We start from the raw sequence: 20,340 nt of genomic DNA on the forward strand, positions 1-20,340 counted from the left end.
CGCTTCTTCCTTGCCTTTATCACCATCGTTACGTAAGCCGCATTGAAAAGGCTCGCAAGTCCCATTCAGCCAGCAGGAGACAACAATGGCCCAAACGTTTGATACGATCCTGAAAGGTGCAACCATCGTCAATCATGACGGTATAGGAAGCCGTGATATTGGTATTCGTAACGGGCGCATAGAGGCGATTGGTTCACTCTCCACACATTCGGCTGGCGAAGTGATTGACTGCACGGGCCTGCATATTCTGCCGGGCGTGGTCGATAGTCAGGTTCATTTTCGTGAGCCGGGGCTGGAACACAAGGAAGATCTGGAGACCGGTTCACTTGCCGCTGTTCTGGGTGGTGTGACTTCGGTTTTTGAAATGCCGAACACCAAGCCGCTGACGACTTCTGCCGAAGCGCTGGAAGACAAGATTCGTCGCGGTCGTCACCGTATGCATTGCGATTTCGCATTTTGGGTCGGCGGAACACGCGACAATGCAAAAGACGTCGCCGAGCTTGAGCGCCTTCCGGGCGCTGCCGGTATCAAGGTCTTCATGGGGTCTTCGACTGGTAACCTCTTGGTTGAGGATGATGAAGGTGTCCGGTCCATCCTCAAGAACACGCGCCGCCGTGCGGCCTTCCATTCGGAAGATGAATTCCGTTTGAAGGATCGCGAAAATCTGCGGGTTGAAGGCGATCCATCGAGCCACCCTGTGTGGCGCGATGAAATTGCTGCCCTGCAATGCACGCAACGTCTCGTGCGCATCGCACGCGAAACCGGCGCGCGCATTCATGTGCTGCATATCTCGACTGCGGAAGAAATCGACTTCTTGCAGGGCCATAAAGATGTGGCAACCTGTGAAGCCACACCCCATCACCTCACATTGTCGGCAGATGAATATGCGACCCTCGGTAATCTTATTCAGATGAACCCGCCTGTGCGCGACAAGCGCCATCGTGACGGCATCTGGAAGGGAATTGATCAGGGTATCGTCGATGTGCTCGGCTCCGACCATGCGCCACATACACTGGAAGAAAAGCATAAGCCTTACCCGGCATCACCGTCTGGCATGACCGGCGTTCAGACGCTGGTGCCGATCATGCTCGATCACGTCAATGCTGGTAAGCTTTCGTTGGAACGCTTTGTCGATCTGTCGAGCCACGGCCCGAACCGCATTTTCGGCATGGCGCGCAAAGGCCGCATTGCTGTTGGCTATGATGCTGATCTGACCATCGTCGATATGAAGCGACGCGAAACCATTACCCATGAGCAGGCTGGCTCTAAGGCTGGCTGGACGCCTTATCACGGCAAGACTGTCACCGGCTGGCCGGTTGGTACTTTCGTGCGCGGTATCAAGGTTATGTGGGAAGCGGAAGTGGTTAATCCGAACAAGGGCGAGCCGGTCGAGTTTTTGGAAGCTTTGCCTCACCGCTAAACGCTTATCGATTGGCGCGATCTGTCCGGTCTTTGTCCGAACTCAATCTTTCGGCTTGGGTTGTGGGCGTTAATATCTCCTTGTATAAATTTGCAAGGAGCACAAAATGTCCGCGAATGACACCGCACTGCTGGTTATCGATGTTCAGGAATCTTTTCGACATCGCCCCTATTACCGTGATGAAGAGGTTGCCGCTTACATAGAGCGGCAGCAGGCGCTCATTGATGGTGCGAAGCGCAAGGGTATTCCCGTTGTTCAAATTTTCCATGTCGAAAATGAAGGAGCGTTTTCGGAAGCCTCAGGTTTTGTGAAGGCGCTTTCACCTCTTTCGATTGAGCCGGATGTGGTTTTCCGAAAGAGCCGCCACAGTGCGCTGGTCGGAACCGGACTTGATGTCTGGCTTGTCGATAATGGCATTCATCATATTATCATTTCTGGCATTCGAACCGAACAATGCTGCGAGACGACGACACGTCACGCTTCTGATCTTGGTTATAAGATTGATTTCGTCGGTGAAGCGACACTGACATTTCCCATGACGGATGGGGCTGGTCGCGAATGGAGCGCTGCTGAAATCCGTGCGCGCACCGAGCTGGTACTTGCGGATCGCTTTGCAAGGATAGCAACCGTGGAACAGGCTCTTGCGGGCAGCGCAGAACGGAAAGCTGCATGAACCAAGCCGCCGACAGCCATAAAACTGTGCGGGTCTTCGTTGTCGTCCCGCCGCGCACGCTTTTGCTTGACGTGGCGGGGCCGATAGAGGTTTTGCGCAAGGCCAATCTGGAGCAAAACAAGGTGCAGTTTGAGGTGAGCTTTATTGGCCCATCCGAGACGGCGTTAAGCTCCATTGGCCTCACGCTTGCCAATATCGATCCGATGCCGGAAAATCTCCCGGATAACGCGCTGGTGGTCATATCCGGCTCGGCAGATGCGCCACTTGGATCATCAGGCGTCAATCGCGACCAGGACAGCGTGCTTGAAGCGCAAATTGTGCGCTGGTTGCAGCACACAATTCGCCCCGGTATCAAATTGGTTTCAATCTGCTCTGGTGCACTTCTTGCGGCACGTGCCGGACTGCTTGAGGGCTATGACTGCACCACGCATCATATGGCGATTGATGAGCTGCATCGACTCGCACCGACCGCGCATGTTCTGCAAAACCGTTTGTTTGTCGAGGATCGCGACAGGCTGACCAGTGCGGGCATCACTGCTGGTATTGATCTGATGCTGCATATTCTGGCCGAGATGGCAGGACATGCACTGGCTTTATCCGTGGCGCGTTATCTTGTGGTTTATCTGCGTCGCAGCGGTGGCGATCCGCAGCTTTCACCATGGCTTGAAGGCCGCAATCATATGCACCCTGTTGTGCATCGCGCACAGGATGCTGTGGCTGCAAATCCAGCCGAAAACTGGTCTGTTGAAAAACTCGCTGGAGCGAGCGGGGCGAGCCCACGCAATCTGTCACGCCTGTTCAATGAACATGCGGGCATGAGTGTCACGGAGTATGCCAATCGGCTGAAAATAAGCCTTGCGCGTGAAATGCTGTTGAACTCGGCTTTGGATATGGAAAGCGTTGCCGAAAAATCCGGCTTTGCTTCAACGCGACAGTTCCGCAGAGTCTGGGAGCGGGTCTATGACTTCCCGCCCAGCCATATGCGATCTTTTGCGGCAGACAGTTGCGTTTATTGAAGAACGCGATTTTGCAGGAAGGTTCCTGCAATGATCTGTTCGCGCATTTTCTCAATAAGGTCGAGCGCGCTGTCTTCGCCAGACGAACGCATCAGCTCAGTCAAGGCTGTGGTGAAAGCAGCTTCCGCCAGAATTTCCGGCTCAATCCCTTCGGAAATGCCATCCGCCCAGGCTTCGTTCTGGTACTCAATCGCCACAAGCTTCTTTTCGCGGGCGATCATCTCGTCCAGATCGGCTGGCATATATTCCATTGGTTTCATCCCGGCTTGCGCCCTTCTGGCTTCTCAAATGATCTCTCACCGCAATAGGGAGCGCGAACACTTGCGTAGCCTGCCTATCATTTAAGATAGTGTTAACAGATTAAAACGGACTTGAATGAGGCAATTTATGCCCATCCGCAAAAGACTGAATAATTGGTTAATTCCCATAGCGCGAGATCAGCTCGTTCGACAAGTTTTCTCCCTCTTTCATGTAGCGATCAATCGCCGCAAGAGCAGAAGGTGTGCAGCGGACATAATTGTCGCTGAAAACGCGGTATCCATGGTTGAAGCTTGAAACAAGGCGCACGCGCTCGGCTTCATCGGGCTTTTCGGCGGCAAGGAGGGCGTCCATCCGTTCGCGCCATTCATTGCTGGTTTCTCCGCAAAGATTACGCAGATAGTGAAGCGAGCCAAGCACTTCCGCAATTCTGAGCATTTTGCCCTCATAAGGCGCGTCCTGAGCAGAAAAGGCCGGTGACAGAATGCCCAGCCAGAATGCAATCGCCCATATGGAAAGCCGCTTTCCCTGCACTATGATCCCCCTGAATGAAACACAGTTTTGATGAAGAATCAGGGCCACTTCAAGGCGATCATGCGTTTAGCCCTGAACCATCTTCAGCCTCAGCGACCGATCGCGCAACGTCTAACGTGCTATCTGTCACATTGGCATGCGCCATTTCATCAATGCTTAACCAGTATATCGCTGCAGCATCGTCACCGGCCTGCTCAATGCCCGAAACATCCAAAGCACGATAGACAGAAAGAAAATAGCTCTTCGCGTAAGCTTTGCCCTCAAGCGCCAGATCAACGGTGATGACATGGCTCAAAGAGCGAACGTCCAAAGCTGTTTCTTCTTTGAGTTCCCGAATGGCCGCTTCTTCCGGCGTTTCTCCGGCCTCAATGCTGCCACCCGGAAAAGCCAGCCAACCCTTCCATGGCTCCTTGCCGCGTTCAACCAGCAGAAAGCGGCCATCGCGGCGGCAGATGAGAGAAACACCATGGATTTGAACGGGGGCGGGGATGACGGGAATTGTAACCATACACAAGCTATGATCCGGCCAGCCGCTTTTGGCAACAGCAAACCCCACTTGACCATTTCCGCAAAAGCTTGAACATGGACACTATGTGTGGACGTTTTTCTCTGACTGCCAGCCGCGAAGAAGTTGAAGCATTGCTTGGTGCAATGATTGAGGAGGATTTTCCTCCGCGTTACAATATCGCGCCAACCCAGCCGATACTCTCTGTTCTTGCCGGTGAGACGCCGCCGCCGGGAAGCAATCGCCCTGACCGTATCGGCATGTTGGTGCGTTGGGGCTTTGTGCCGTCCTGGGTCAAAGATCCCAATGACTGGAATCTGGTTTTCAATATTCGCTCTGAAACGGCGGCAGAGAAGAACTCATTCCGGGCAGCTCTTCATCATCGGCGCGCACTGATTCCGGCCTCTGGCTTCTATGAATGGCGGCGTGAGGGTAAGAACAAGGCGCAGGCCTATTGGATCAGACCGCGCAACGGCGGCATTGTGGCCTTTGGTGCGCTGGTCGAAACATGGAGCAGTGCAGATGGCTCGCAAATTGACACTGCGGGTATTCTGACGACAGGCGCGAACACATATTTGCGTCCCATCCACGAGCGCATGCCGGTGGTGGTGAAGCCGGAGGATTATGCCCGTTGGCTGAATTGCAAGACGCTACTTCCACGCGAAGTGGCTGACATCATGCGGCCCGTTCAGGATGATTTTTTCGAAGCCATTCCGGTGTCGGACAAGGTCAACAAGGTCGCCAACACATCACCTGATATACAGGAGAGGGTAGACGAAAAACTTGTGGCGTCATCGTCAGCTCAATCCAAGAGCAAGAAAAAGCCTAACGATCAGCTTTCCATGTTTTGACAATTTTGCCGTCGGCCATAAGGCAAAGCAAATCAGCCGATCTTTTTGACCGCCAGAATTGAATGGCGCGTATTGTCACTACGTCCTTCGTTTTTTCGATTTGTCTTGCTCATCAATGCTGCAACCAGCACCGCAGGCCCGATTTCACGATATTGGTCAATGAGCTTATCTTGTCGTGGCTGCAGTTCATTTTTAGACATTGGTCCATCCTCTTCCAATTCACCCTCACTATTGTGTGATTGATTGGGACAGAATGAAGGCTGTTTGGAGCCGGTTTTATGGATTCCCGGCCAACATGCACTGATCATTCCTGAAGTTGCTGAAATGTCACAGCGTTTTTAATGGAAAGCTCTTGACGGCCAAGGCTTCGATGAGGATAAGTAACGCCATGAAAACGCCGACCACGATCATTTGTACTGGTTCGATTATTATTGGCTAGCAGCTTGCTGGCCCGGCCGTTTTCGTCTCCCCATCATAAAACAGGATGATAACGCCCCGGCCAGTCGGCTGCGGTCTTTCGTGCCCGTATTTCAGGTCCTTTTGGGGAATTACAATGGCTGATGCGCCGCAACTACGTCTATACAACACCGCCACCCGCATGAAGGAGGATTTCACTCCTATCGACGCGAATAATGTGCGCATGTATGTCTGCGGACCGACTGTTTATGACTTTGCCCATATCGGCAATGCACGTCCGGTTATTGTTTTTGATGTGCTGTTTCGTCTGCTGCGCCATGTCTATGGCGCGGAAAAAGTCACTTATGCGCGCAACATCACCGATGTTGACGACAAGATCAACGCGCGCGCAGCCAGCGAATATCCTGATCTGCCGCTCAATGAAGCCATTCGCAGGGTAACGGAGGGCACAAACAGCCAGTTTCAGGCGGATATCAAGGCGCTGGCCAATCTTGAGCCGTCGAGCCAGCCGCGTGCGACGGAGCATCTTGATGATATGCGCAATATCATTGAAAAGCTGGTTGAGCGTGGTGTTGCTTATGTTGCCGATGATCATGTGCTGTTTTCGCCATCTGCAATGAATGCATTGGGCGGCGCACATTATGGTGCGCTCTCGCACCGTCCGTTTGATGAAATGCTGGCAGGCGCGCGCGTTGATGTTGCTTCTTACAAGCGCGATGAAATGGATTTCGTGCTCTGGAAACCATCGCGCAATGGTGAACCGGGCTGGCCGTCGCCGGCAGGGATTGAAACACTTGGTCGTCCGGGATGGCATATCGAGTGCTCGGCTATGTCGATGGCCAAGCTGCTGGCCCCGTTTGGCGGCGGTCTGAAATGCGATGATCCGCTTAAAAATCAGTTTGATATCCATGGTGGTGGTATCGATCTCGTCTTCCCGCATCACGAGAACGAGATTGCGCAATCATGCTGCGCCTTTGGCACCGAGCGGATGGCAAGCATCTGGATGCACAACGGCTTTCTTCAGGTCGAAGGCCAGAAGATGTCAAAATCTCTCGGCAACTTCATCACCATTCGTGATGTTTTGAATGATGGCCTGCCGCAGCTTGGGCCTTGGGGCGACAAGGATGCGCGCGATCGCTGGGCTGGTTTGGCTGCACGGCTTTCGATGCTGCAAACGCACTATCGCGAGCCGATCAACTGGACGGCACAGCGTCTGGCGGAATCGGCCGAGGAACTGCATCGTTGGTACGGTCTTCTTCGTGATACGGGGTTTGCAGAGCCTTCAACGCTTTCAAGGGTTGCTGAGGTCGAAGAAGCGCTGTCAGACGATCTGAACACATGGATCGCCATCACAGCGTTGCGCAAGGCATTCAAGGCCAAGGACGTTGCCGCCTTGGGCGAGGGCATGGCGCTGTTGGGCCTGTTCGACCCTTATTTTGTGACGGCGCAGGATGTGCCGGTATTTGCGAAGGCGGATGTTGATGCCGCTGACATCGAAGCGCGTATTGCCGAACGCCTGAATTTCATCGCTGGCAAGAACTGGGCCGAAGCTGATCGTATCCGTGATGAACTTTTGGCGCAGGGCATTCAGTTGAAAGACGGCAAGCATCCTGACACCGGCGAACGCATCACGACCTGGGATGTGGTAAGTTAAGCTCTTCTATGGGGAGGAGAGGACACGATGACGCTTGATAATAAGCCGCTTTATAGCGGGGGATGCCAGTGCGGTGCGGTGCGCTTTCATGTTGAGGGCGCACTCGGCTCTGCTTCAATCTGTCATTGCCGCATGTGCCAGAAGGCCTTTGGAAGTTTTTATGCGCCGCTGGTTTCTGTGGGGGAGGCAAAACTCACCTGGACCCGTGACGAGCCGAAGCGGTTTCAGTCTTCCAATCATGTCAAGCGCGGCTTCTGCTCTGAATGCGGAACCCCGCTCACCTATGAAGCACCGGATGGTGTTGCGCTCTCCATAGGCGCTTTCGATGCACCCGAAGAGATTGAGCCGACAGTACAATGGGGTGTCGAGGTCAAGCTTCCCTATGTCGATAACCTCGCAAAATTGCCGGGTTTTGAGACCGAACGTGATCCTGAAAGTATTGAGTTCGTAAGAACTCTTGTGTCTTACCAGCATCCCGACCACGATACTGACCATTCATAGATTACCCACCGACAGGCAGGCAAAATGGCACGCGAACGCATCTATATCTACGACACGACCTTGCGGGACGGACAGCAGACACCCGGCGTTGATTTCTCTGTCGAAGACAAAAAAGCGATTGTTATTCTGCTTGAAGAACTGGGCGTTGATTATGTGGAAGGCGGCTATCCGGGTGCCAATCCAACAGATACGGCCTTCTTCAAGAACCGTCAGACTGCGAAGGCCAAATTTGCGGCTTTCGGCATGACCAAGCGCGCAGGCGTTTCGGCCTCGAACGATCCGGGACTGACCGCGCTTTTGCAGGCTTCTAGCGATGCAGTTTGTTTTGTTGCCAAAAGTTGGGATTACCATGTGCGTGTCGCACTTGGCTGCACCAATGAAGAAAATCTGGAATCGATCACATCCTCGGTAACGGCTGTGCGTATGGCTGGCCGTGAGGCGCTGGTTGATTGCGAACACTTCTTCGATGGGTATAAAGCCAATCCAGACTATGCGCTGGCTTGCGCCAAGGCTGCCTACGAGGCCGGTGCGCGCTGGGTCGTGCTTTGCGACACCAATGGCGGCACACAGCCATCGGAAGTGGCTGAAATCATCAATGTTGTGAAAGCATACGTTCCCGGCGAAAGCCTTGGCATTCATGCCCACAACGATACCGAACAGGCAGTCGCTGTTACGCTTGCTGCCATTGATGCAGGTGTGCGTCATGTGCAGGGAACATTGAACGGCATCGGCGAACGCTGCGGCAATGCAAACCTCGTTTCCCTGATCCCGACATTGGCGCTAAAGCCTTACTGGGCGGAGCGCTTTGAGCTTGGTGTGCAGCCGGATGCGCTCAAAGCGATCACCCGTATTTCGCGCGCTTTCGACGATATTCTCAATCGTGCACCGACCGAGCAGGCCCCTTACACGGGCACATCCGCTTTTGCGACCAAGGCTGGCATTCATGCGTCCGCATTGCTGAAAGACCCGCAGACTTATGAGCATGTTCCGCCGGAAAGTGTCGGAAACCGCCGTCGCGTCATGGTTTCGGATCAGGGCGGCAAGTCAAACTTCATTGCTGAACTGGAGCGCCGCGGTATTCGGGTTGCCAAGAATGATGCGCGACTGGATACGCTTATTTCGCTCGTTAAAGAGCGTGAAGCGGAAGGCTATGCCTATGAAGGCGCTGATGCGAGCTTTGAGCTTCTGGCGCGCAACATGCTTTCTCCTCAGCCGGAATTTTTCAAGGTCGATTCTTTTCGTTGCCTTGTCGAGCGCCGCTTCGATGCCAATGGCTCTTTGAAAACCGTCTCAGAGGCCGTTGTAAAAGTCGAGGTCGATGGGGAAATGCACATGTCGGTCGCCGAAGGTCATGGACCGGTCAATGCGCTTGATATTGCGCTGCGCAAGGATCTTGGCCGCTATCAGAAAGAGATTGAAGATCTCGAACTGGTGGATTTCAAGGTGCGTATCCTCAATGGCGGTACTGCAGCGATCACCCGCGTTTTGATCGAATCTGGTGATGCTACGGGCGCGCGTTGGCGCACGGTCGGTGTTTCCGACAATATCATTGATGCATCGTTTCAGGCCCTGATGGATTCAGTCAATTACAAACTGATGAAAAACCGCGCGCTTGCAGGTCTTTTGGCGGCTGAATAGGCGTCAGTCTTCACGAAGATTGATGCTTTGATCAGTTTAATTGAATGGATTTTATGGATTGATGCGCGCATAGCAAATGATATGGCCCTGAATAGACAGTCTTTTTTAGGGAGTAATTATTTTATCGGAGATAGAAATGACCGAACAGACCTTATCCGGGGGGCAGCTTTCGGACGGAAGCCGTGGCTTCCTGATGGCTATAGGGGCTTATGGTCTTTGGGCAGTTTTGCCGTTCTATCTCAAGGCTTTGTCGCATTTGCCGGCTCTTGAAATCGTTGCACATCGCGTCATTTGGTCGGTTCCGGTTGCAGCCGTTCTGCTTGTGTGCATCGGACAGTTCAGAGCCATTCTGGATGCCTTGCGCAATCCGCGAATGCTTGCAATGGCGGCACTCACTGCATCGCTGATCACCATTAACTGGTCGGTGTATGTCTGGGCTGTTGCGCATGATCAGCTCATAGGAGCCGCTCTGGGATATTACATCAATCCGTTATTTAACGTGGTTCTGGGTGGATTGTTTTTGGGCGAGCGCCTGACAAAAGTTCAATATGTTGCGGTTGGCTTTGCTTTTGCAGCTGTGCTGGTGCTCACTTTAGATGCCGGTGGCTTGCCGTGGGTTTCGCTGGTTCTGCCGGTAACATTTGGTCTTTACGGCTTTTTCCGTAAGTCTTTGCCTGTGCAGCCTTTGCAGGGCTTTACGCTTGAAGTGGTTATTCTCTCCATCCCGGCCACAGCTTACATTTTCTGGCTTCTGGCCCACGGTCAGGACCATTTTTTCTCTGGCTCTGTTTATGATGTTTCGCTGCTTTTGCTCGCTGGCCCCTTCACGGCGATCCCGCTCATTCTTTATGCTGGCGGGGCGAAGCTTCTGCGTTATACGACACTTGGATTGATGCAGTACCTCACACCAACATTGCTATTCATCTTCGCAATTTTTATTTTTAATGAACCGTTCTCAACGGCACAGCTTGTGGCTTTCGTCCTGATTTGGATCGGATTAATAATTTATACGTGGTCTTCTTTCGCCAATCATCGCCGCAATCGTGTCAAAGCATGATAAATTTATCTTGAGGAATTAAAGCTTTGTTTCGGTTGATTGTGACCCTCAGAGCCTTAATTTAGCCGCGCTCTGGCCTTCTGGTTTATTTGTTAATTCAAATGAATTTTGGAGAATTGCGCTGCATGGTATTTCGTGCCGTCCACAGAGATAAGCAGATTCATGTGGTGGCGTTGCCGGATCTGATGATCCGGTCAGATAGGGCGCATGCGAAAATGGCACCGCTTTCGCCCTTTATGCTAAAGCCGTTGCAGCGGGTTCGGTTCTCTTTCAAAACGCATTATCGTGCCTGTGTGGCACTGGCGTCTGCAACCCTTATTGCGGGGGGTGCGTTGACGCTGCTCACGAGTGGCCTTGTGCGCCATGGCCATGCGTCCCAACCTGTGATGGTTGATCCGGCGACACTTGTTCATAGCCATGCAGCCATGAAGGAAGCCAGGCTGCTTCCTCACAATGCCATCGAGGATGATCGGCGCATTGCAAAGCGCATTGATATTGCAGAAGGCAGCCGTGATGGTGCAGCCACACTCTTTACCTACCAGCATGTCATCCTTGATCTGCAAAATGATGCTGCAAAAGCGCCTTTGACGCGCAATCACATGAAATCACAGGCCGAAGCCGATCCGCAAATATTGGCGCTCGCCAATCAAAAAGGTGTACCGCTCAATGTAAGCTTCGCAAGACCGGTCGATATGGCTCGGCAGAACGTCCATGAAATCGTTCTTGCACCGCAATCGCAGGAAAAATTGAGTGTTCTCATGCAAGCCGCTGGCATAGCCACACAGGATGCAGAGAACCTTCAGCAAGCCCTTACGCGTAAAGAACTGGTGCCGGGGGACAATCTGGTATTGCTTCTTGATCAGTCGTCCAAAGCGCCTGCACGTATTCTGGTCGCGAGATTCAAGCATGGAAGCGCACCTGATTCTGTTTATGGTCGCACCGATGACGGGCTTTTCCGCTCCAATGGCAATCAGCGGCTTTTCGCACGTCTTTCTCATGATGCAATGCTAACTGCGGCCCATCCGCCCGTGAAGCTCGGTCACAACAGCTCTGTTCAATCCCGATTAATTGCAGCCGGTGTTCCCCGTGTAGTCGCGGACGATGTCAGAAAGCTCGCTCGCGAAAATAATATAGCGTTTGATAAGGGGGCGAATGCGGCGCAGAAGATTGAACTGCTTTTCCGGGAAAGCGTCGATACCCATCCGGAACTCGTTTTTGTTGAGTTTGACACAAAAGGCGAGAAAAAGCGTCTTTACAGGCACGAGGTTGAAGGAAACGCCGATTATTTCAACGAAGACGGCTCTTCAATGACCAAATATCTTATGCATAAGCCTTTGCCAAATGGCCGTTTGAATGACGGGTTTGGCTGGCGTATTCATCCGGTTCTGCATGTGCGCAAGCATCATAATGGTGTGGATTATGATGCGCCAATTGGCTCTCCAATCGTTGCAGCGGGAGACGGTGTTGTTGAACTGATTTCATCGCAAAAGGGCTATGGCAAATATGTCCGTATCCGCCATCAGGGAGGCTACAGCACAACCTATGCCCATCTTTCGGGTGAGGTCAAAGGTTTGAAAGTCGGCCAGCATGTAAAGCAGGGAGAGGTGATCGCCTATGTGGGATCAACCGGCTATTCGACCGGTCCGCACCTCTATTATGAACTCAAGGTCGGAGATCATTATGTTGATCCACTTAAAGCGAATCTCAAGGCCGGTGAAAAGCTGACGGGTTCGTCCATGTCGAGCTTCCGTTCGGAAATCAATCACGTTGATAAGGTTTTCAAGCAAATGAGCCTGACGCCAACCATGGATGGCGACAGCAATCACACTGGACGATAGGCGTTTGCAAGGGCTACGAATTCCTCGACGCTTAATGTTTCGGCGCGGCGTGTTCCATCAATGCCAGTCTTTTCCAGCAAGGTTGCACCGCCGACGGGCTTCAGGCTCTGACGCAGCATTTTACGGCGCTGGCCAAAGGCTGCCTGCGTAATCTGGCCAAGCGCATCTGCGCGGCATGGCAGCGGATTTTCACGCGGGATAATATGCACCACCGAAGACATGACTTTTGGTGGCGGCGTGAACGCCTGTGGCGAAACATCAAACGCGATTTTCGACTGCGTGCGCCAGCCTGCCAGAACACCAAGGCGTCCATAATGATCCGTATCAGGCGCAGCCACGATTCGCTCAGCCACTTCGCGTTGAAACATCAACGTCATGGACGAATAAAACGGTGGCCATGGCTCAGTCAAAAGCCAGTTAAGCAGCAATTGTGTACCGACATTATACGGCAGGTTTGCAACAATCCGTGGCTTTGGACCGTCGGGAAACAGTGCCTTGAAATCCTGCTCCAGCGCATCACCTGAAATGATCCGCAATCGGCCCGGATAATGCGCTTCGATCTCTGAGAGCGCATCCAGACAACGCTCATCGCGTTCAATCGCCGTAACATAAGCCCCTTGTGCCAGAAGCGCGCGGGTGAGTCCGCCAGGGCCGGGGCCAACTTCAATGACCGGCTGGTCTCCAAGTGGGCCGGATTGTCGTGCAATCTTCGATGTCAGGTTCAGATCGAACAGAAAATTCTGTCCGAGCGACTTTTTGGGCATTAGATCATGGCGCTCGATGACCTCACGCAGCGGCGGAAGAGTATCTATGCTCATGATTTGCGTCCTGCCTGATTTTCTGCAAGTTCCTGCGCAAGACGAATGGCGGCAATCAGGCTGTCAGGTCGGGCAATGCCTTTGCCCGCAATGTCAAAGGCTGTGCCGTGATCGGGCGACGTGCGGATAAAGGGCAGGCCCAGCGTGACATTGACCGTTTCATCAAAGGCCAGCGCCTTGGCAGGTATCAGCGCCTGATCGTGATACATACAAATCGCCACGTCATAGGTTGCGCGTGCGGGAGCGTGAAACATCGTATCAGCTGGCAGCGGCCCCCAGGCATTGATGCCTGAAGTCTGCAATTCTTCCACGGCTGGACGGATGATCGCGTCATCTTCCTTGCCGAGTGCTCCGCCTTCACCTGCATGCGGGTTAAGACCGGAAATGGCAAGGCGAGGGGAGGCAATGCCGAAGCGGTCGGTCAGTTCCTGCGCTGTGATATAGGCCACTTCCAGAATATCATCCTTGGTCAGTAAACGTGGCACGTCCGCAAGCGGTATGTGGATCGTCACGGGCACTGCGCGCAGTTCGGGGCCGGCAAGCATCATCACGGGAATGACTGTGCGCCCCAGATGTTTGCTCGCGAGCTCTGCGAGAAATTCCGTATGGCCGGGGTGTTGAAAACCTGCATCATAAAGCGGCTTTTTTGCAATCGGACACGTCACAACCGCAGACGTTTCGCCTGCTATTGTGAGGCTTACGGCGCGCTCAATGGCTTCAAGGATACCCGCAGCATTTTCTGGCAAAGGCTTTCCGGGGCTTTCCTTGTGCCGGTTGACAAGCGGCAACACCGGCAGCTGCGTATCGAAAATCTCTACGGCCTGTGAGGGTGCCGTTATGGCTGCAACAGGCACATTCAAACCAAGAAGTTCGGCACGCGCCAAGAGCTGTTGTGGATCGGCAATTATCAGAAATGGCGGCAAAGAAAGCTCTGCGCGCTTTAGCCATGTATTCAGAGCGACGTCAGCCCCAACGCCTGAAGGGTCGCCAATGCTTATGGCGAGCGGAGGAACCGATTGAATGCGCATATGTTTTTCTCGAATTATAGAATAAGGGGGCAGAAGCCCCCTCAAATTATACTGTCACTTGGCGACTGCCAAGGCTTTAACGATTAACGATGGTTGCCTTTTCACGCAGTTCATCGACATATTTCTTGCTCAACGCTTCGGCTTTCTTCTCTTGCCCGGATGCAGAATCGGCACCTTCCATTGAGAAAACAAGCTGTGCAACGCGGTCATCGGAAACCTGACGTGTCGAGCACACTGCGAGAATTTCTACGCCTTTTTCCGTGTCATGCGGAGGTGTCGCACGATTGACGCTGGTGGCTTTTATGTCCTTGGCCCATTCGCCCGGAAGCTGCTGCTCAATAATGCGTCCCAGATCGCGCACAGTGACGTCGATCATGCCTTTGGTAAGCTGACGCGTGCTGTCGCAGCTTTGGAAACGCGAACGCAATGCATTCGCTTCCTGACGGCGCTTGCCCATTTCCGCTGGCGAACGCTTTGCGCTGGGAACAACAAAGATAACTTGCTGCAACTGATATTCGGTTGCGACCGGCTTTTTGCCACCATCCTTGAGCATGCGCTGTACCGCATCCTGCTCGCTGACCATACCCGTTGCGCGGAAACGGGCGCTGACAAGACGGCCCCAGCCCATCTGGACCATGATGTATTTTTTAAAATGGTCAGGCGTAATTCCAGCCTGATTCATAACCTGATTGAGCTGGGCGACACTCATCTTGTTTCGCGATGCAAACCCAGCATAAGCTTCGTCGACTTCCTTGTCGGAAATGTTCATGCCGCGCGTCTTCATTTCGATGCGCTTGAGCATTTCTTCCGTCAGTTCCTGACGAGCGGTCTGGTTAAGGTTGCCACCTTTGCGCTGCAACTTCAAAAAGTTGACGCGGCGTTGAATGTCACCATTGGTAATGACATTACCCGAGACAATGATCTTGGCCTCTGCTGAATTTGACGCGGCATGGGCCGGGCTCAGCATCGCAGCCGATCCAAGCGCCGTGAAGCATACGGCGGCGCCTATCATGGAGGCGAAAAGAGGTTTAGCAAACATCATCTTTCTTTCCCGGTTCCTTCAGGTCGGCAACGCAAAGCTTCGCCTGATCTTGTAACGTATCAGAGGTTCGCACGACAAAGCGACCCCAATACAAGCCAATCATATTAAGATGACTGTATAGAGGACCCAGTGCGGCGAAACAATGACCCGCGAGCATTTTACGACGTCTTTGAAGAGGCTTGGCTCAATAAAATTGATAAAAGCGCGTAGTATTCAGACCAAAAAACCGGAAGCAGTTTGGCTGCGTCCGGTTTTTCTTCTTTTAGAAGGACTGTGAACCGCTCCCAATATCGCCGAGTGTTCGGAACGATATATTGAAGCCCACACTATGCGTTGCCTTGCTTTCACCCGGATTACGCGTCTGTACGTAAGCCATCGAATAGGTAAAGCACTCATCGTCATAGGCAAGACCGGACGAGGCGCGAACCAATGTATCGGAAACCAGATCGTAGGTACCCGAACCAAACACACGCCAGTTGTCATTGACCTTGACGTTTGTGGAGCCGCTGACTTCCTGGCGCAATTCCGAATAGCCGTATGCAGGCTGCGGCGCGATATAAGCATAACGCGCGGAAACGCTCAGGCGAGACCAGTTCTGTTGGGCTTCAAGTTCACCGCGTTTGAGTGCGAGGCTGTCTTTATCAAAGCGTCCACGGGCTGCAAATGCGAGGCCGGTTGAATTCGACGTTCCAATCATGCCAACATAGTCGGAACGCGCATCCTGCAGGCCCGAATCTTCGCCGACATTGACAAAATCGCTCGTACCGAACGAGTTTAAACCGCCGAGTTGAATCGACTGACCGCCAAGGGCGTAAAGATTCCAATCGGTGTAGTCGAAGCTGCCCGAATAACGCAGCCCGAAATTGGCGCGAGTGCCCCCTTCAACGCGATCATAGCCGGAGAACTTGTCACGCGAGAAAAGATTCGTCGCATCAAACACGAAGCTCTGCGCATCTTCATTTGGAAGCTGGCCTGCATAGCGTTCATTGTTGCGCATATAGATCTGGGCAATTGGCTCCAGAATATGCGTCGAACTTGTGCTTGAGAACAGGATCGGCCAGCGCAGTTCAAGACCCGCAGTCGCCATCGCACGTAGTGCCTCAGATTTAACCACCGCATCCGTGAAACCCGCGACAGCGGGATCAAAATTCGTACTCACGTTGATCGCATCGGCGCGAAGCGCCAACAAAGGCGTAATCACGAGACCGGAATCGGTGATGATCGTGCGCTTCCACTCAACTTCACCTGTCAGGCGGGTATTTGTACCGCTGAAACCCGGAATGCGTGGGTAGTCAGGAGTTACTTTCCCCCAAGACCCATCAGGCAACTTACCATAAGTATAAGCGTAATTTGCGTTCTTGCGGTAAAGAACCTGCAAATTGCTGGTGAAGTTCAGCTCGCCGCCATAAACGGATTCAGGTGCTGTATAAGAATAGTCGAGGCTTGGGAAAACCCAAGGTTGCTTTGAGTGCATCTCCACATCGCTATAATCAGATGTGACAGGATAGGATTCCTGCACGTTGAAGCGATAGAAGTTGAGGTCAAAGTAATTGCGATTATTGATGCCGCGCAGGTAAATATTGGAAACCTGTGTCTGGCTTGAATAACCTTCCAAGCTATATGTGCGGCTGAAATTCCGATCAGTCTGGGCCATAATATCCCAGCCAGCCTTCCAGCGCGCATTGATGTCGAAATCACCTTTCGATGCGATCATCCCGCGATTTTTTTCTTCGCGATCAATTGTGTTCGCATCGAACTCGCCGGGCTTCATCTGGTGAATGCCCGCGATCTGGAGATTATAGGTGCCGTTCTCGAGACGATGACGCCATTCAGCCTGTGTCAGAAAACCCTGCTTTGTGTAAGCAGTGGTTGAAAGTGTCAGGTCATAATTGGGTGCAAGCGCCCAGAAGTAAGCGTTCTTGATGCCGAAACCGAGCTTGTCTTTATATGCAAAGCCCGGAAACAGGAAGCCGCTCTTCCGCTTGACTGTTGGATCAGCCATCTCGAAAGCGGGGAAATAAGCGAGCGGCATTCCGAAAAGTTCAAACTTGCCGCGCTCGAAACGCACGGTTTTGGTCGCGCTGTTCCAAATGATTTTGCGTGCCTTGATCTGCCAGAGAACCGGCTTGTCAGGATTCTTTTCGCAAGCCTGACAGGCTGTGTAGACACCATTATTGAATGTGGTGATCTCGCCATTGCTGCGTTCCGCACTTTCGGCTGCAAAGCGCGTGTTGTCTGTCGTCTCAACGCGCAGACCATTGACGAAGCCATCGCGGAAACTATCCGTCACATCCAGATGATCGGAATAAATCTTGTTACCGTCGCGTTCGACGATCTCGACATTGCCTGTCGCGGTCATGCGACGGGTCTGCTGATTGTACGTTACCTGATCCGCAACGAGGCGATTGCCATCATATTCGATGCGCACCTTACCTTGAGCGGTAACAACATTGACGTCACGATCATAGACGAGCTCATCCGCCTGCAAAATCATGCGCGCATTGGGATCGCTCTGGTAATTTGCACCGAGAGCGTCCTGCGCATGAACCTGCGAAGGGAGAATTGCGACTGAAATGAAAGGTATAGCAAGGGCGCACACCAAAGCCGTCCCGCGTGCGAGACGCGAGAATGAATGGGGCAATACCATGCGGGTGTTACTCAAACCCACTAACCATCCTCCTTATGCAACAAAAAGGAGACACCAAAAAATGTCGCAATAACAACTGGAACCCAGGCAGCAACGAATGGCGGAACGAATCCCGCATTCCCGAATGCCTTCACCAAGACTGAAACGACATAAAGCATGAAGCCAGCAACAACGCCACCCAGAATCATCGCACCGGACTGACCAAAGCGCACAAATTTCAATGACACTGTTGCAGCAATGAGCGTCATTGCCATCAAGAGCGCAGGTAAGGCCAGAAGTGACTGGTATTGCATGTCAAATGCGTTTGCCGAATAACCGAAAGAACGCGCAACCTCGATCTTGTGACGCAATTGCGTAAACGGAATCGTATCGGGGGAGGCGAGCTTTTCTTCCACATATTCCGGGCGCAGCTGCGTCGGAATACTGAAGCTTTCCATTTTGCGCGGCTCTTCACCGCGCGAGAATTGTGTGACGTCGGTCAGTTCCCAGTGACCGTCCATAAGCTTCGCGGTGCGCGCATCATAGCGATTGCTGATTTTCTTCTTGTCATCGAACTGAATAAAGGTCGCATCGGCAAGCGTTGTTCCGCGATCCAGAATGCTTTTGGCGCCAATAATCGTTTCGCCTTCATCGGTCTTCTGTCGAAGCCATGGATCACGCAACGCTGATACGTCCGTCACTTTGCCAGTCTTCCAGTTGGAAGCGATTTCATCGGCTTTCGAGAAACCGTAAGCGGCAAACGGATTGAGAATAAAGATCGTCGCCAGACCAAACAGCAAAGCGCCAAAACAAGCTGGCAGCAGGAACTGCCACGCCGAAACCCCGACCGAACGCGCAACGACAAGTTCATACTTACGATTGAGCGAAATCAGCGTCGCCATGGCGGAAAACAAGGCCACAAAGGGGATCATCTGCTGCATGATGAAGGGAACGCGCATTGCAGAGATCCCAAGCGCGATCCAAACGGAATAGCCCGGAAGATTTGCAAGTTTGCTGGCGTTTTCCGTGAAGTCGAGCAGCAGAGCCAGCGCGAAAATGCCGAGCAAAAAATAGAATGTAATCTGCACATAGCGGACAAAGAAGTAACGCCCAAGGGTCCAGCCAATCATGCGTGCCCTCCTGAGTTTTTACGCAGTCGGCCAAGCACACGATTATAAGTGCCGGAGGCATACCCCCTGAAGCGATCAAAGCCATCAAGAATGCGATCGTTCCACTTGTCAGGAAGCCCGATACGACGTCCCGTGAAAAGGGCAAAACCAGTCAACAGAATCACACCGAGCGGTATCAGATACATGATGAAAATATAGGTTTCGTCCTTGTCCGCACGGTCAGCCGAGAAATAGCCAGCCCAATAGACAAGCAATGCAGTGCTGATCGCCGAGAAGGACGCAGAGACACGGGCTTCGCGGTGCGAGCGCGAGTCACCGGCATAGGCAAGGGCAATCATCGCAAACACAATCGGGTAGAGCCATTCTGTCAGGCGACGATGCAATTCCGCTTTGTAACGAAGAGGACGCGTCTGCAGGATCGGATCGTTCGGATCCGGGTTAAGCAGATAGGACAGCGGACGATCCTTGGCATAAATAACAAAATCGTCGCCAGCCGATGTGAACTGGCTGAGATCAAATGCATAAGAATTGAACTTGATGATCGAAACCGTACCGTCAGAAACATCCCTGCGCTGGACTTCCCCATCCTTCATCAGCAACATGTCGCCTGCGGGCGTGGTGGCAATGTTGCCGTCTGCTGCATAGTAAATCAGATCAAGCGTCGGGTCGCGGGAATCGGCGATGAACAGACCGCCAATGCTGCCATCGGGGCGGCGCTCTGCGATCTGGATATAAAGATTATCGGCGAGTTTGCGGAAATTGCCTTCCTGTACAACGACATTGAGCATATCCGCGCTCGCATTGGCGATCATGGCTCGCATATTCATGCGCGCATAGGGATCGACGTAGTTCGCAACCAGAAACGATACGAGCGAGATAATCGCTGCGAGTATCAAAATCGGACGCATGACGGCACTGCGTGGCGCGCCCGAGGCGTTGATGACGACAAGTTCGGAATCCTGGTTCATCGTCGAAAGTGTCTGCGTAATGGCAATGATCAGCGCAAATGGCATAACCAGAGGGATTGCAGACGGAATAAGTAACGAACTGAACTGGATGATTGTCTGAATGGACTGGCCGCTGGTGGTGAGAAAATCCACACGTTGAAGCACTTGCACTGTCCACGTAATGCCCACAGCAGCACCGAGTACCGCTAAGAACATGACCGCCACGCGGCGCAGGATGTACAACTCGATCAATCTCATGGGTGGAGTTTACATCCTGGTTCCGTTGAAAAAGCCTGACCCTTAAACAGAATCGTGGCTCGAAAATTAACAGCTACACTAATTGGACTTGGCTAAAATTAGCCAAAGAAATTAGGTTAACAGATTACT

The 20,340-nt window shown here is 52.7% G+C and carries 19 protein-coding genes; 9 read left to right on the forward strand and 10 right to left on the reverse strand.

Going from position 1 to position 20,340, the window contains the following annotated elements:
* The first annotated feature begins 85 nt into the window (after positions 1–85).
* The 3 genes from ABE527_RS04435 to ABE527_RS04445 all read left to right on the forward strand — a co-directional run bounded on the left by ABE527_RS04435 (position 86) and on the right by ABE527_RS04445 (position 3,109).
* Positions 86–1,420, forward strand: coding sequence for a dihydroorotase (locus ABE527_RS04435; protein WP_499696234.1), 1,335 nt, complete (start codon positions 86–88; stop codon positions 1,418–1,420).
* Between the two features lie 106 nt (positions 1,421–1,526).
* The gene (locus ABE527_RS04440) at positions 1,527–2,093 is read left to right on the forward strand and encodes an isochorismatase family protein (RefSeq protein WP_265983277.1); all 567 of its coding nucleotides are present in this window, start codon (positions 1,527–1,529) and stop codon (positions 2,091–2,093) included.
* On the forward strand, positions 2,090–3,109 hold the full coding sequence (locus ABE527_RS04445; RefSeq protein WP_499693582.1) for a GlxA family transcriptional regulator: 1,020 nt from the start codon (positions 2,090–2,092) through the stop codon (positions 3,107–3,109). Before ABE527_RS04440 ends, ABE527_RS04445 begins: the two co-directional genes overlap by 4 nt.
* Here the strand turns inward: ABE527_RS04445 and ABE527_RS04450 are convergent.
* The 3 genes from ABE527_RS04450 to ABE527_RS04460 form a co-directional block, all read right to left on the reverse strand.
* Positions 3,103–3,360 (reverse strand): hypothetical protein, encoded by a 258-nt coding sequence (locus ABE527_RS04450; RefSeq protein WP_265983280.1) that lies wholly within the window; start codon positions 3,358–3,360, stop codon positions 3,103–3,105. The two genes, ABE527_RS04445 and ABE527_RS04450, sit on opposite strands and share 7 nt — an antisense overlap.
* A gap of 166 nt (positions 3,361–3,526) precedes the next feature.
* Positions 3,527–3,880 carry a TIGR02301 family protein gene (locus ABE527_RS04455; protein WP_323054537.1) on the reverse strand — a complete coding sequence of 118 codons (354 nt, stop codon included), beginning with the start codon at positions 3,878–3,880 and terminating at the stop codon, positions 3,527–3,529.
* A 79-nt stretch (positions 3,881–3,959) separates the two neighbouring features.
* Positions 3,960–4,409: an NUDIX hydrolase gene (locus ABE527_RS04460; protein ID WP_265983866.1), complete on the reverse strand. Its 450-nt coding sequence runs from the start codon at positions 4,407–4,409 to the stop codon at positions 3,960–3,962.
* A gap of 83 nt (positions 4,410–4,492) precedes the next feature.
* On the opposite strand from ABE527_RS04460, the gene ABE527_RS04465 reads away from it, so the two are divergent.
* Complete coding sequence (locus tag ABE527_RS04465) at positions 4,493–5,257, forward strand: SOS response-associated peptidase (RefSeq protein WP_499696327.1); 765 nt, start codon at positions 4,493–4,495, stop codon at positions 5,255–5,257.
* Between the two features lie 32 nt (positions 5,258–5,289).
* On the opposite strand, the gene ABE527_RS04470 is transcribed toward ABE527_RS04465, so the two are convergent.
* Positions 5,290–5,457, reverse strand: a complete 168-nt coding sequence (locus ABE527_RS04470) for a hydrolase (RefSeq protein WP_499696235.1) — start codon at positions 5,455–5,457, stop codon at positions 5,290–5,292.
* Between the two features lie 353 nt (positions 5,458–5,810).
* Between ABE527_RS04470 and cysS the strand changes: the two genes are divergently transcribed.
* The 5 genes from cysS to ABE527_RS04495 all read left to right on the forward strand — a co-directional run bounded on the left by cysS (position 5,811) and on the right by ABE527_RS04495 (position 12,362).
* Positions 5,811–7,328 carry a cysteine--tRNA ligase gene (cysS, locus tag ABE527_RS04475; protein ID WP_499696236.1) on the forward strand — a complete coding sequence of 506 codons (1,518 nt, stop codon included), beginning with the start codon at positions 5,811–5,813 and terminating at the stop codon, positions 7,326–7,328.
* A gap of 27 nt (positions 7,329–7,355) precedes the next feature.
* Entirely contained in the window at positions 7,356–7,829 is a 474-nt protein-coding gene (locus ABE527_RS04480) for a GFA family protein (protein ID WP_265983284.1), read from the forward strand.
* A 24-nt stretch (positions 7,830–7,853) separates the two neighbouring features.
* Entirely contained in the window at positions 7,854–9,467 is a 1,614-nt protein-coding gene (gene cimA / locus ABE527_RS04485; RefSeq protein ID WP_265983285.1) for a citramalate synthase, read from the forward strand.
* A gap of 136 nt (positions 9,468–9,603) precedes the next feature.
* Positions 9,604–10,524 carry an EamA family transporter RarD gene (rarD, locus tag ABE527_RS04490; protein WP_265983286.1) on the forward strand — a complete coding sequence of 307 codons (921 nt, stop codon included), beginning with the start codon at positions 9,604–9,606 and terminating at the stop codon, positions 10,522–10,524.
* A gap of 125 nt (positions 10,525–10,649) precedes the next feature.
* On the forward strand, positions 10,650–12,362 hold the full coding sequence (locus tag ABE527_RS04495) for a M23 family metallopeptidase (protein ID WP_499696237.1): 1,713 nt from the start codon (positions 10,650–10,652) through the stop codon (positions 12,360–12,362).
* On the opposite strand, the gene rsmA is transcribed toward ABE527_RS04495, so the two are convergent.
* The 6 genes from rsmA to lptF form a co-directional block, all read right to left on the reverse strand.
* Positions 12,347–13,180, reverse strand: a complete 834-nt coding sequence (gene rsmA, locus ABE527_RS04500; protein ID WP_499693587.1) for a 16S rRNA (adenine(1518)-N(6)/adenine(1519)-N(6))-dimethyltransferase RsmA — start codon at positions 13,178–13,180, stop codon at positions 12,347–12,349. The two genes, ABE527_RS04495 and rsmA, sit on opposite strands and share 16 nt — an antisense overlap.
* Positions 13,177–14,208, reverse strand: coding sequence for a 4-hydroxythreonine-4-phosphate dehydrogenase PdxA (gene pdxA / locus ABE527_RS04505; protein WP_499696238.1), 1,032 nt, complete (start codon positions 14,206–14,208; stop codon positions 13,177–13,179). Before pdxA ends, rsmA begins: the two co-directional genes overlap by 4 nt.
* A gap of 76 nt (positions 14,209–14,284) precedes the next feature.
* Entirely contained in the window at positions 14,285–15,250 is a 966-nt protein-coding gene (locus ABE527_RS04510; RefSeq protein ID WP_265983292.1) for a SurA N-terminal domain-containing protein, read from the reverse strand.
* Between the two features lie 262 nt (positions 15,251–15,512).
* The gene (locus ABE527_RS04515; protein ID WP_499696328.1) at positions 15,513–17,897 is read right to left on the reverse strand and encodes an LPS-assembly protein LptD; all 2,385 of its coding nucleotides are present in this window, start codon (positions 17,895–17,897) and stop codon (positions 15,513–15,515) included.
* 20 nt (positions 17,898–17,917) lie between these two features.
* A complete protein-coding gene (gene lptG, locus ABE527_RS04520; protein ID WP_499696239.1) occupies positions 17,918–19,006 on the reverse strand; it encodes an LPS export ABC transporter permease LptG in 1,089 nt (362 codons plus the stop codon).
* On the reverse strand, positions 19,003–20,211 hold the full coding sequence (gene lptF, locus ABE527_RS04525) for an LPS export ABC transporter permease LptF (RefSeq protein ID WP_396996885.1): 1,209 nt from the start codon (positions 20,209–20,211) through the stop codon (positions 19,003–19,005). Before lptF ends, lptG begins: the two co-directional genes overlap by 4 nt.
* Between the last annotated feature and the right edge of the window lie 129 nt (positions 20,212–20,340).

The organism is Brucella sp. TWI432 (genome assembly GCF_039674445.1).
Lineage (GTDB): Bacteria > Pseudomonadota > Alphaproteobacteria > Rhizobiales > Rhizobiaceae > Brucella > Brucella chromiisoli.